General features: G+C 72.7%; 12 protein-coding genes. 6 read left to right on the top strand and 6 right to left on the bottom strand.

Annotation, left to right across the window (positions count from 1 at the left end; genetic code table 11):
* Positions 1-14: 14 nt before the first annotated feature.
* The gene (locus AB0O21_RS11445; RefSeq protein ID WP_365169272.1) at positions 15-467 is read right to left on the bottom strand and encodes a MarR family transcriptional regulator; all 453 of its coding nucleotides are present in this window, start codon (positions 465-467) and stop codon (positions 15-17) included.
* 92 nt (positions 468-559) lie between these two features.
* Here AB0O21_RS11445 and AB0O21_RS11440 point away from each other — a divergent pair, with 92 nt between their 5' ends.
* Both AB0O21_RS11440 and mltG read left to right on the top strand, forming a co-directional pair.
* Complete coding sequence (locus AB0O21_RS11440; RefSeq protein ID WP_365169269.1) at positions 560-2,404, top strand: ABC transporter ATP-binding protein; 1,845 nt, start codon at positions 560-562, stop codon at positions 2,402-2,404.
* 63 nt (positions 2,405-2,467) lie between these two features.
* Positions 2,468-3,313, top strand: coding sequence for an endolytic transglycosylase MltG (gene mltG / locus AB0O21_RS11435; RefSeq protein ID WP_365169266.1), 846 nt, complete (start codon positions 2,468-2,470; stop codon positions 3,311-3,313).
* A gap of 45 nt (positions 3,314-3,358) precedes the next feature.
* On the opposite strand, the gene AB0O21_RS11430 is transcribed toward mltG, so the two are convergent.
* The 5 genes from AB0O21_RS11430 to AB0O21_RS11410 form a co-directional block, all read right to left on the bottom strand.
* Positions 3,359-4,453, bottom strand: a complete 1,095-nt coding sequence (locus AB0O21_RS11430) for an FAD-dependent oxidoreductase (protein WP_365169263.1) — start codon at positions 4,451-4,453, stop codon at positions 3,359-3,361.
* Between the two features lie 43 nt (positions 4,454-4,496).
* Entirely contained in the window at positions 4,497-5,867 is a 1,371-nt protein-coding gene (locus AB0O21_RS11425) for a cytochrome P450 (RefSeq protein ID WP_365169260.1), read from the bottom strand.
* An 85-nt stretch (positions 5,868-5,952) separates the two neighbouring features.
* Positions 5,953-6,630: an HAD family phosphatase gene (locus AB0O21_RS11420; RefSeq protein WP_365169257.1), complete on the bottom strand. Its 678-nt coding sequence runs from the start codon at positions 6,628-6,630 to the stop codon at positions 5,953-5,955.
* A 45-nt stretch (positions 6,631-6,675) separates the two neighbouring features.
* Positions 6,676-7,155, bottom strand: a complete 480-nt coding sequence (locus tag AB0O21_RS11415) for an Lrp/AsnC family transcriptional regulator (RefSeq protein WP_365169254.1) — start codon at positions 7,153-7,155, stop codon at positions 6,676-6,678.
* Positions 7,156-7,206: 51 nt separating this feature from the next.
* Entirely contained in the window at positions 7,207-7,944 is a 738-nt protein-coding gene (locus AB0O21_RS11410; RefSeq protein WP_365169251.1) for a YoaK family protein, read from the bottom strand.
* Positions 7,945-8,013: 69 nt separating this feature from the next.
* Here AB0O21_RS11410 and AB0O21_RS11405 point away from each other — a divergent pair, with 69 nt between their 5' ends.
* From AB0O21_RS11405 to AB0O21_RS11390, 4 genes are all read left to right on the top strand, one after another.
* On the top strand, positions 8,014-8,607 hold the full coding sequence (locus AB0O21_RS11405; protein WP_365169248.1) for a histidine phosphatase family protein: 594 nt from the start codon (positions 8,014-8,016) through the stop codon (positions 8,605-8,607).
* A gap of 50 nt (positions 8,608-8,657) precedes the next feature.
* The gene (locus AB0O21_RS11400) at positions 8,658-10,169 is read left to right on the top strand and encodes an APC family permease (RefSeq protein WP_365169245.1); all 1,512 of its coding nucleotides are present in this window, start codon (positions 8,658-8,660) and stop codon (positions 10,167-10,169) included.
* Positions 10,170-10,178: 9 nt separating this feature from the next.
* On the top strand, positions 10,179-10,607 hold the full coding sequence (locus AB0O21_RS11395) for a universal stress protein (RefSeq protein ID WP_365169243.1): 429 nt from the start codon (positions 10,179-10,181) through the stop codon (positions 10,605-10,607).
* A 165-nt stretch (positions 10,608-10,772) separates the two neighbouring features.
* On the top strand, positions 10,773-12,377 hold the full coding sequence (locus AB0O21_RS11390) for a ubiquinol-cytochrome c reductase cytochrome b subunit (RefSeq protein WP_365169467.1): 1,605 nt from the start codon (positions 10,773-10,775) through the stop codon (positions 12,375-12,377).
* Positions 12,378-12,382 lie beyond the last annotated feature (5 nt).

Raw genomic sequence — 12,382 nt, 5'->3', positions numbered from 1 at the left:
ACCCCTCGCCTGGCTCAGCAGTGGCGCTCCGCCGGGGCGTCCGACAGCGCGTCGAGCAGACCGCCGAGGACCTCGCGCTGGTCGGCGGTCAGTGGAGCAAGGATCTCCTCTGCCGCGTCGGTTCGCGCGTTGCGCAGACGGCGCAGCGTGGCGCGGCCGGTCTCGGTGAGCTCGATCCGGACGACGCGGCGGTTCGCGGGGTCGGGCGCGCGCCGTACGCACTCGGCCGCCTCCAGGCCGTCCACGAGCGTGGTGACCGCGCGGGGGACCACCTCGAGGCGGGCGGCGAGGTCCGCCATGCGGGGCGGCTGCTCGCCCTCGTAGTGCGAGACGAGGCGCAGCAGCCGACTCTGGGCGGGAGTGATCCCGAGCGGTTCCATGTGTCGCTTCTGGATCCGGTGGAGCCTGCGCGTCAGGCGCAGGAGCTGCTCGGCGAGGAGGCGGTCGGTGTCGGAGGCGGAGCTCATGCCGGGAACAATATCAGGACCCCGTTCATTGTGAGTATAGGTAACAATGACCTATGCTCCAATGAAAGAAGCCGACCCCCGGGAGGGTGCCCATGCCGCACGACGAACCGAAGTGGACTCCATCGAACGATCCCCTCGATCCGAGCCGACCCGCCCCCGCGCAGCAGCCGCGGGAGCTGCGCCGCATCGTGTCCCTCTTCCGGCCCTACCGCGGCCGGCTCGCCGTCGTCGGCCTGCTCGTCGGCGCCTCCTCGCTGGTCGGCGTCGCCTCGCCGTTCATGCTGAAGGCGATCCTCGACGTCGCGATCCCGCAGGGCCGCACCGGGCTGCTCAGCCTGCTCGCGCTCGGCATGATCCTGACCGCCGTCGTCACCAGCGTCTTCGGCGTGCTCCAGACCCTGATCTCCACCACCGTCGGCCAGCGGGTCATGCACGACCTGCGCACCGCCGTCTACGAGCAGCTCCAGCGGATGCCGCTGGCCTTCTTCACCCGGACGCGCACCGGCGAGGTGCAGTCCCGCATCGCCAATGACATCGGCGGCATGCAGGCCACCGTCACCTCCACGGCGACCTCGCTCGTCTCGAACCTGACGGCCGTCGTCGCCACCGTCGTCGCCATGCTCGCCCTCGACTGGCGGCTCACCCTCGTCTCGCTGCTGCTGCTCCCCGTCTTCGTGTGGATCAGCCGCCGCGTCGGCCGCGAGCGCAAGAGGATCACCACGCAGCGCCAGCGGCAGATGGCCGCCATGGCCGCGACCGTCACCGAGTCGCTGTCGGTGAGCGGCATCCTGCTCGGCCGCACCATGGGCCGCTCCGAGTCCCTCACGGCGGCCTTCGCCGAGGAGTCCGAGAAGCTCGTCGACCTCGAAGTGCGCTCCAGCATGGCCGGGCGCTGGCGCATGTCGACCATCGGCATCGTGATGGCGGCCATGCCCGCGCTCATCTACTGGGCCGCCGGCATCGCCCTCCAAACAGGAGCCCCCGCGCTCTCCGTCGGCACCCTGGTCGCCTTCGTGACCCTCCAGCAGGGTCTCTTCCGGCCCGCCGTGAGCCTCCTGTCGACCGGGGTGCAGATACAGACCTCGCTCGCCCTGTTCGCCCGCATCTTCGAGTACCTCGACCTGCCGGTGGACATCACCGAGCGCGAGGGCGCGGTGCGCATCGACCGGGCCAAGGGCGAGATCACCCTGGAGGGCGTGGACTTCGAGTACGACGCCAAGAGCGGGCCGACCCTGTCCGGCATCGACATCACGGTCCCGGCCGGCGGCTCCCTGGCCGTGGTCGGCCCGACCGGCTCCGGCAAGAGCACGCTCAGCTACCTCGTGCCACGGCTGTACGACGTCACGGGCGGCCGGGTCGCCCTCGACGGGGTGGACGTGCGCGACCTCGACTTCGACTCGCTGGCCCGTTCCATCGGCGTGGTCTCCCAGGAGACGTACCTCTTCCACGCCTCGGTCGCGGACAACCTGCGCTTCGCGAAGCCGGACGCCACGGACGAGGAGATCGAGGAGGCGGCCCGGGCGGCCCAGATCCACGACCACATCTCCTCCCTGCCCGACGGGTACGAGACCCTGGTCGGCGAGCGCGGCTACCGGTTCTCCGGCGGCGAGAAGCAGCGCCTCGCCATCGCCCGCACCATCCTGCGGGACCCGCCGGTGCTGATCCTCGACGAGGCGACCAGCGCCCTGGACACCCGCACGGAGCATGCCGTCCAGCAGGCCATCGACAACCTGTCCGCGGGCCGCACCACCATCACCATCGCCCACCGGCTCTCCACCGTGCGCGACGCCGACCAGATCGTGGTCCTGGACAAGGGCCGGATCACCGAGCGCGGCACGCACGAGGAACTACTCAAGGCGGACGGCCGGTACGCGGCCCTGGTCCGCCGGGACCGGGACGCCACGCACACGACGCAGCTGGCTCCGGTGAATGTGTGATGGTATGACCGGCGCACCGGCTTGATGCCGGGAATGTCATGCTTCGCGCGTTAGCGTTCCCGCATGCGTCATGAGTACCTGCCGCCACAGCGTCGTTCCCGGCTCACTCGCCGGGGCCGGCTGGCGCTCTTCCTCACCGCACTGCTCGCCGTCGGGGCGGTGGTCCTGATCCCGGTGTTCCGGGGCGAACCGGCGCCGGAGACGCCGCGCCGGCTGGTGATCCCCGAGGGCTGGCGGGCCCCGCAGGTCTACGCCGCCGTCGACCGCGAGCTGAGGCTCCCGGCGGGCTCCACGAAGGCGGCGGTGGCCACGGCCGGCCTGCCCCTGCCGGCGGAGGCCAAGGGCAATCCGGAGGGCTACCTCTTCCCGGCCACCTATCCGGTGACCTCGAAGAGCACCCCGGCCACCCTCCTCGCGCACATGGTGCGCACGGCGAACGAGAAGCTCGCCACCCGGGCCGTCGCCGACGGCGGCAAGGCCCACGGCATGACCCCGTACCAGACGGCCACCCTGGCCAGCATCATCGAGGCGGAAGCCGATGGCCGGGGCGACATGGGCAAGGTCGCCCGGGTGGTGCACAACCGGCTGGCGAAGTCGATGCCGCTCCAGATGGACTCCACCATCAACTACGCGCTGAACCGCAGCACGGTGGACACCAAGCTGAGCGAGACCCGCATCGACAGCCCCTTCAACACCTACGAACGCCAGGGACTGCCGCCCACCCCGATCGACAGCCCCGGGCTGGAGGCCATGGCCGCCGCGGTCGCCCCGACACCCGGCGACTGGCTGTTCTTCGTCACCGTGAAGCCGGGGGACACCCGCTTCTCGGCGACGTACGAGGAGCACAAGAAGCACGTCGCGGAGTTCAACCGCGTCCGCGCGAACGCGGGCCCCGCAGCCGGGAAATGAGGGGCGGCCGTCCGAGGGGCGGCCTACCCGGAGCGCCCGGGCCGTCTACGCGGACAAGGCCGCCCGCGGCGCGCCCACCCGCTCGCGGGCCAGGAGGCGGCGGATCTCGCGGACCGCGGCGCCGCCCGCGCGGTTGGCGCCTATGGTGGAAGCCGAGGGGCCGTAGCCCACCAGGTGGACCCGCTCGTCGCGGACCGCCCTGGTCCCCTCGACGCGGATGCCGCCGCCCGGCTCGCGCAGGCGCAGCGGCGCCAGGTGGTCGACGGCCGCGCGGAACCCGGTGGCCCACAGGATGACGTCCGCGTCCACCCGGCTCCCGTCCGCCCAGGCGGCTCCCGTGGCGGTGACGCGTTCGAACACGGGCCGCCGCTCCAGCACCCCGGACGCCAGCCCGGCCCGGACGGCCTCGGTCAGCGGGAGTCCCGTCACGCTGACCACGCTCTGCGGCGGCAGCCCCTGCCGGACCCGCTCGTCGACCAGGGCCACGGCCGCCCGGCCCTCCGCCTCGCCGAACGTCCCGTCCCGGAAGACCGGGGGCCGCCGGGTCACCCAGGTGGTCTCCGCCGCCACCTCGGAGATCTCCAGCAGGTGCTGCACCGCGGAGGTGCCGCCGCCCACGACGATCACCCGCGCCCCGGCGAACTCACCCGGTCCCGGGTAGTTCGCGGTGTGCAGCCGGCGGCCGCGGAAGGTCTCCTGGCCCGGGTAGCGCGGCCAGAAGGGCCGGTCCCAGGTTCCCGTGGCGTTGATCAGGGCCCGGGCCGACCAGTTGCCGTCCGAGGACTCCACCCGCAGCCGCCCGTCGCCCCCGTCCCGTACCGCCGAGACGTCCACGGGACGCCGTACGCGCAGGCCGAAGCGGTCCTCGTAGGCGGCGAAGTACTCCCCGATCACCTCCGACGAGGGCCGTAGCGCGTCCGCACCGGTCAGCTCCATGCCGGGCAGGGCGTGCATCCCGTGGACCCGGCCGTAGGTGAGGGAGGGCCAGCGGAACTGCCAGGCCCCGCCCGGGCGGGGCGCGTGGTCCAGGACCACGTGCTCGATCCCCGTCCGGGCGAGGTGGTAGGCGCTGGACAGGCCCGCCTGTCCGGCGCCGATGACGACCACGTCCACGTCCACGTCCCGCGAGATTTCGTTCACGGTTCTACTAACTCGTGGTGGTCGCGGGATCTTCCCGCACCCGTCAGGGCGCCACCAGGGTCGCCAGCACCGGGGTCTTCGGCTGGAGCGTGAGACCGGGGAACACCCCGGCCCGCCCGGTGCCGCTGTCCAGGTGGAACCGCTGCGCCAGTACGGCCAGCACGAGCGCGGCCTCCACCAGCGCGAACCTGGCCCCCAGGCAGGCCCGGGGGCCGCCGCCGAAGGGGAACCAGGCGTGCTCCGGAACGGGGTGCGGGGCGTCCGCGTCCCACCGCTCCGGGCGGAAGGCCTCCGGATCCGGGAACCAGCGCGGATCGCGGTGCACCGACCAGGGGCTCGTCCACACCGCGGTCCCCGTCGGCACCGGCCGCCCGCCGATGCTCGCGCCCTCGGTGGCCACCGCCGAGATCAGCCAGATCGGCGGATAGATCCGCAGCGACTCCTTGACCACCTGCTGGGTCCACGGGAGCCGCGCGTAGTCCTCGTACGTGGGCAGCCGCCCGCCGAGGACCCGGTCCAGCTCCTCCGTCAGCCGGGCCCGCGCCCCGGGCGCCCCCGACAGCAGCTGCCAGGCCCAGGTCAGCGTGGTCGAGGTGGTCTCGTGGCCGCCGATGTAGAGGGTGATCGACTCGTCCCGCAGCTCCTTGCGGGACAGCGGGGCGCCGTGTTCGTCGCGGGCGGCGAGCAGCCGGCTCAGCAGGTCGTCCCGCTCCGCGCCCTCGCCCGCTGCCGCCTCGTGTTCCCGGATGACGTGCTCGATCTCCCGGTCGAGGACCGCCACCGCCTGCCGCATCCGGCGCCGGCCGGGCGTGCGCACCCAGGGCGGCAGGAACAGCGTCACCCCCCGGAACTCGGCCCCCAGCTCCCGCTGCGCCGTGGCCATGGCCGCGCTGATGGGCGCCTCCCGGCCCGCGGCATCGCTCCCGAACAAGGTGCGCACCGCGATCCGTTGGGTGAGCCCGGCCATCTCCCGGTGCACGTCGACGACGTCGCCCTCCTGCCAGGCCGTGGCCAGCGCGTCCGCGCACTCCACCATCGTGGCGGCGTACGAGCGCACTTGGCGCGGCCGTACCGCGGGCTGGACCAGGGCGCGCTTGCGCCGCCAGTCGTCCCCGCGGGCGACGACCACCCCGTTGCCGAGCAACTGCTGGAAGGCCCAGCCCAGTTCCATCGGCTCGAAGGTGGATTCGACGGCGCCGAGCAGTTCGTCGGCGTGCTCCGGCCGGGAGACCAGCACGTTGCGCTGCGGGCCGAGCGCCCAGGGAACCCAGTCCCCGTGCTCGTCGCGCAGGGACTCGAAGAAGGCCAGCGGATCGCGGGCGAAGGCCGGCAGGTTCCCGAGCAGGGGCCAGCCGCGCGGCCCGCCGCCGCAGGTGCCGGGAGACTGCGTGCCTGGGGTCCGGGTCGAGGTCACGCGGGCATGGTGGCAGGCGCCCGGGCAGAGCGCCAGAGTGGGGACGCGTCGTCAGGGCGGGCCGTCCGGGCGGGCCGTCCGGGGATCAGGCCGCCCGCAGCGCCGTCAGCCAGTCGTGCGCCGCGTCCGCACTGAACTCGCCCTGCCCGCCCGGGAAGAGGAGGCCGGCGTCCGCGAAGGCCGGGTCGTCCGCGGTCGCCGCCACGTAGGGGATCGCGACGCAGCCCATGCCGGCGGCGCGGGCGGCCAGCGCCCCGGGCGCCGCGTCCTCGACGACGACGCAGTCGGCGGGCTCCGCGCCCAGCCGCCGGGCCGCCTCCAGGAACACGTCCGGGGCGGGCTTGCCGTGCGCGACCTCCTCGGCGGAGACCACCGTGGTCAGCAGCGCGTCCAGCCCGGTGCCCGCCAGTACGGCGTCGATCGCCTCGCGGGAGGAACCGGAGGCCACCGCCATCGGCACGCCCTCGGAGCGCAGCCGCTCCACGAACTTGCGCATCTCCGGGTAGGTCTCGGTCTCGGTGCGGGCCAGCTCCAGGTAGGCGGCGTTCTGTTCGGCGAGCAGCTGCTCGACCGGAGCCGGGATCCCGTAGTGCTCCTTGAGGATCTCCAGCGTCTCCAGGGTGCCGATGCCGATGAAGCGGGAGTGCTCCTCCCACGTGAAATCGGGGACCCCGTGCCGCTCCAGGGTGCGCCGCCCGGACTCGTAGTAGTTCGGCTCGCTGTCCACGAGGGTGCCGTCGAGATCGAATATGACGGAAATCATCCGCTGTGCCCGTCCTGCCGGTTGTGTCCTGTCCCGCCCATCCTGTCAGGTTTTGCGGGCATCCCGTCCCACCGACTCCACCAGCGGCAGCAGCCGGTGCGGGACCCGTTCGCGCAGGGCCACCTCGGTACGGGTGCGGACCACGCCGGGGAGCCGGATCAGCCGCTGGATCACGTCCTCCAGGTGCGCGTTGTCCCGGGCCGCCACCCGGGTCAGCAGGTCCCCGCCGCCGGTGATCGAGAAGGCCTCGATGATCTCGGGCACGGCCGCGAGCGCGTCGCCGACCTCGTCCAGGTGCCCCTGCGTGACCTCGATGTGCACGAAGGCCAGCACCGGATGCCCCAGCGCGGCGGGGGAGAGCACCGGACCCGTCCCCGTGATCACCCCGGTGCGCTCCAGCCGGTCCAGCCGGGCCTGGAGGGTGCCGCGCGCGACACCGAGGATCCGGGCGTACTCACGGACGCTGGTGCGCGGCTGCTCGATCAGCAGGCGCAGGATTCTGGTGTCGAGCTCGTCCACCGCCATGCCGTGACTGTACCAATGGCCCAGTTCAACCGGATTGCACCGGCCGCCGCACTACCCGGTCGAAAGCCGGGGCTGCCCCAGCTGGGCCGCGCCCGCCACGAGCACGATCACCGAGACGGGCAGCAGCAGCCAGCCCACCGACCACCCGGCCCGCACCATCAGCGCCCCGAAAAGCCCGCCGGCGAACATCGCCGGCACCGACAGGCCGCGCAGCACCCAGCCCGGCGTCCCGAACCGGAAGGCGTTCCCCCGCCCCATGGCGGAACCGCCGAGGAAGGCCGTCATGGACCGGGTGACCAGCGTCGTCGGCACGCCCGGCACGTTCGCCCGCAGGATGGTGGCGTTGCGCATCCCCATCGCCAGGGCCAGGACCGCCGTCACCCACATGTGCCGGGCGGTCGGGGCACCGTAGCGCGGCGCCAGACCCCATCCGACGCCCGCGGCCACCAGGATCAGCCCGGCCTCCACGAAGAGGCCGATGACGAACCACCGCCACCCGCGGCCCTCCGACGCGGACTCCAGCCGGGCCCCGCAGACCGCGCCCACGGAGAACGCCGCCAGCGAGACCGCCGCCGGCAGCGCGGGCAGACCGCCCATCCGCGCGGCCCCGAAGCCCAGGAAGAGCACGTTGCCGGTCTGCATCGCCGTGAACACCGGCCCGAGCGCGAGGAAGCTCACCGCCTCCACCAGCCCGGTCGCCACCGTCAGTACGATCATCAGCGCGGGCAGCCGATGCCGCACGGCACCCTTCGCACCCGCCGCCCGACCGGTCCCCAGGCCATCGTCCATGACGCCCGACAGTGACACGCCCGCCCGGCCCCACCGCGCCGACATGCCGCGCGGCATAGGGTCCTGAGAATGAGCGACCTGTTGCTGGTGAGGCACGGAGAGACGGCCTGGAGCGCCGACGGGCGGCACACCGGACTCACCGACGTCCCGCTGACCGCGCGCGGCGTAGAGGAGGCCATCTCGCTGGCCCCCTTCTTCCGGGTCAGCCACCCCGCCCTCGTGCTGACCAGCCCGCTGCGCCGGGCCGTCGCCACGGCCGAGCTCGCCGGCCTCACCGGCGGGATCCCCTATCCCGACCTGCACGAATGGGACTACGGGGGCTACGAGGGCGTCACCACCGCGGAGATCCGGCGGACCACCCCGGACTGGTCCCTGTGGACCCACGGCGTCCCGCCCGGCGACGCCGCGCACCCCGGGGAGAACGCCACCCAGGTGGGCGCCCGCGCCGACCGGGTCCTGGCCCGCGTCGCCCCCGTCCTCGGCGCGGACGAGGGCAACGTGGTGGTCGTCGCCCACGGGCACTTCCTGCGCGTGCTCACCGCCCGCTACCTGGGCCTGGACCCCGCCGAAGGGCGGCTGTTCCTGCTGCGCACCGGCACCGTCAGCGTGCTCTCCACGGAACACGGCCTCCCGGTGATCGCCGGCTGGAACACCCGCCCCTGACCGGCGGCGCCCGCCTCGCGCGGCCCCGCCGGGTGCGTGACGATGCGTACATGGTCCACGACGGTGCGGGCGGTGGCGGTGCGGGGAACGGCAACCCCGAACCGGGGCTCAAGGCGAACGCGATCGGCTTCCTCGACGCGCTCGTCATCGGCCTGAACTCCACCTCGCCCGCCTACTCGCTGGCCGCGGTCCTCGGGCCGATCGTCGCCCTGGTCGGGGTCTACGCGCCGGGCGTGATGCTGGCGTCCTTCGTGCCGATGCTGCTGATCGCCGCAGCCTTCTACTACCTCAACAAGGTCGACCAGGACTGCGGCACGACCTTCTCGTGGGTCACGCGGGCCATGGGCCCCTGGGCGGGCTGGTTCGGCGGCTGGGCCATCGCGATGACCGGCGTGCTCGTCATCGGCTCGCTGGCCGACGTGGCCGTCCGGTTCGGTCTGCTCACCGTCGGCCTGGACAGCTGGGCCGACAACGAGGCCATCCGGCAGGGGCTGGCCGTCGCCGTGATCCTGGTGATGACCCTCATCTGTGTCATCGGCACCGAGCTGTCCGCCCACCTGCAGGACGTCCTCATCCTCGCCCAGGTCTTCTTCCTCCTGGTGTTCGCGGTCGTGGCCATCTACCGGGTCTACTCGGACACCAGCACCCTCGACTCGATCGAACCGTCCATCGAATGGCTCAACCCCTTCGGCGCGGGCGGCGCCGCCCTCACCGCCGGCCTGCTGCTGGGCGTCTTCATCTACTGGGGGTGGGAGTCGGCGGTCAACCTCACCGAGGAGGTCGAGAACTCCGCCACCGCCCCCGGCAAGGCCGGCATCTGGTCGACCGTCATCCTGCTGGTGACGTACCTGTCCGTGGGCTTCGCCGTCGTCGCCTACGCCGGCACCGCCTTCCTCGCCGAGAACGCGGTCGAGGAGGAGGCCGTGTTCGCCGTACTCGCCCACGAGGTCATGGGCGGCTGGGACTGGGTGGTGCTCGCCGCCGTCTGCACCTCCGCGCTGGCCTCCACCCAGACCACGATCATCCCCGCCTCCCGCACCGCCCTGTCCATGGCCCGCCGGCACGCGCTGCCGCACCATCTCGCGCACATCCACCCGCGTTTCCGGACCCCGAGCGTCAGCACCTGGTGGGTGGCCGCCATCGCCATCGGCTGGTACCTCGTGGTCAACCAGATCAGCGAGAACGCCCTCCTGGACTCGCTGACCGCGCTCTCCCTGCTCATCGCCTTCTACTACGCGCTCACCGGCCTGGCCTGCGCCATCTACTACCGCCGCCACCTGCTGGAGTCCCCGCGCAACTTCCTGCTCATCGGCGCGGGCCCGGTGATCGGCGCGGGCCTGCTGATCTGGCTGCTCGTGGAGTCGGTCAACGACATGTCGAACCCGGAGAACTCCGCCAGCGGGGTCTCCTGGTTCGGCCTCGGCCCGCCCCTCGTCATCGGGATCGGCATCGCCGTCGTCGGCGTGCTCGTCATGTGCTACTGGCGGCTGCACGACGGCAGGTTCTGGCGCGAGCGGCGCGGGGTGGCCGACCCGGACCTCGTCCACGGCCGGAAGAACTGAGGAGAGCACATGTCCGTCGTCCTGGGGTACGACGAGTCGCCCGGCGCGGAACGGGCCCTGCGCGTGGCGCTGGAGGTCGCCACCGCCTTCGGGGAGCCCCTCGTGCTCGTCTACGGCGCGGCCGCCCCGGGGTCGACGGGCGAGGAGTACCGGGCCCACCGGGAGGCCGTCCGCCAGGCGGGCCGCAGCGCGCTCGCCCGCGCCGTCGAGGCCGCCGACGAGGCCGGGGTCCCCTCCACGGTCGAGGTGGTCGACGAGAAGCCGGCCCAGGCCCTGCTGGACGCCGCCGAACGCCACCACGCGCGCGTCATCATCGTCGGCAGCTGGGGCGACAGCCCGATCCGCGGCGCCCTCCTCGGCTCCACCCCGCACAAGCTCCTGCACCTGTCACCGGTGCCGGTCCTGTGCGTGCCCACGGAGAACAGCCCCGAGAGCTGACGGCCCGGTTGCGGCGATCGTCGTGTCTGGATTGATGGCGCAGAGTGAGTTTAGGTAGCTTTGCGTGCATTCCGGGAGGCTTGCTCGACCAGCAGCGAGGGCCCGGCCAGGAGGTGCGTGCCGGTGCCGGACTCGACGCGGAAGGCGCGGAAGGCGCGCGGGACGGTGGTGCGCGGGGCGGAAGCCCTCGACGCACGGCTGCCGCTGTCGGAAGTGGCGCGGACGGGGGTGCGCAAGGTCTTCCCCGACCACTGGTCGTTCCTGCTGGGCGAGCTGGCGCTGTACAGCTTCGTCGTGCTGCTGCTGACCGGCGTGTTCCTGACGTTCTTCTTCGACCCGTCCATGCGGGAGACGCCCTACCGGGGGTCCTACGAGCCGCTGTACGGCGTGCCCATGTCGCAGGCCTACCTCTCCACCCTGAGGATCAGCTTCGACGTCCGGGGCGGGCTGCTGATCCGCCAGATCCACCACTGGGCCGCCCTGCTCTTCGTGTCCGCCATCGGGGTGCACATGCTCCGGGTGTTCCTCACCGGCGCCTTCCGCCGCCCCCGCGAGCTCAACTGGACCGTGGGCGTGACCCTGTTCCTGCTGGCGCTGCTGGAAGGATTCGCCGGCTACTCGCTCCCCGACGACCTGCTGTCCGGCACCGGGCTGCGGATCGCCCAGGGGATCATGCTGTCGGTCCCGGTCGTCGGCACCTACCTGAGCTTCTTCGCCTTCGGCGGCGAGTTCCCCGGGCACGACATCATCTCCCGGCTCTACCCCGTGCACATCCTGCTGGTCCCCGGCCTGCTGACCGGCCTGATCACCCTGCACATCCTGCTCGTCGTCACGCTGAAGCACACGCAGTGGCCGGGCCCCGGCAGGAACGGCCGCAACGTCGTGGGCCTGCCCTTCTTCCCCCAGTACACGGCCAAGTCCGCCGGACTGTTCTTCGCCGTCTTCGGGGTGCTCGCCGGGCTCGGCGCCCTCGCGCAGATCAACCCCATCTGGAACTACGGCCCCTACCGCACGGACGTCGTCTCCATCGGCTCCCAGCCCGACTGGTACGTCGGCTTCCTCGAAGGCGCCCTCCGGCTGATGCCCGGTCTGGAGACCCGGCTCTGGGGGCACACCATCGCGTGGAACCCGCTCGTGACGGCCGTACTGCTGCCGGGCCTGCTCTTCACGGCTCTGTACGCCTACCCCTACTTCGAACGCTGGATCACCGGCCCGACGGGGGAACGGCACCTCTGCGACCGTCCGCGTGACCGGCCCGTGCGCACGGCCCTGGCCGCGGCGGCCGTCTCCTGCTACGCCGTACTCCTCCTGGCCGGCGCCCAGGACATCCTGGCCTTCGTCTTCGACGTGCCCGTGGCCGGCCTGACCTGGGCGCTGCGCATCGCGTTCTTCGTCGTACCGGTGGCCGTCTTCTGGCTGACCAGACGGCTGTGCCTGGCCCTCCAGTGGCGCGAGCAGCGGCTGCTGACGGACGGTGAGGAGTCCGGACTCGTACTCCAGGACGACGACGGCGGCTTCCGGCCGCAGCACCGGTCCCTCACGCCCACCGAGCGGTACGCCGTGCTCGCCCGGGAGCGGCCCGGGCCGGTGGAGCCCGCCGAAGGCGCCGGGCCCGCTGCCGGGGGACGCCGGCTCGGCCGTATCCGGTCGGCCCTCAGCGCCTGGTACTACCGGGACCGGGTCCCCTACCCGGCGACCGCCGCCCAGCGCCGCAAGACCGCGGCGACGATCGCGGGCCCGGACCGGCAGCGGCACTCCGAAGACGGCTGACCCGT

The organism is Streptomyces sp. NPDC091371, from assembly GCF_040684275.1.
In the GTDB taxonomy this organism is placed as follows: domain Bacteria; phylum Actinomycetota; class Actinomycetes; order Streptomycetales; family Streptomycetaceae; genus Streptomyces.
Note: the sequence above shows the minus strand (reverse complement) of the source record. Positions and strands in the feature narration are given on the sequence as shown.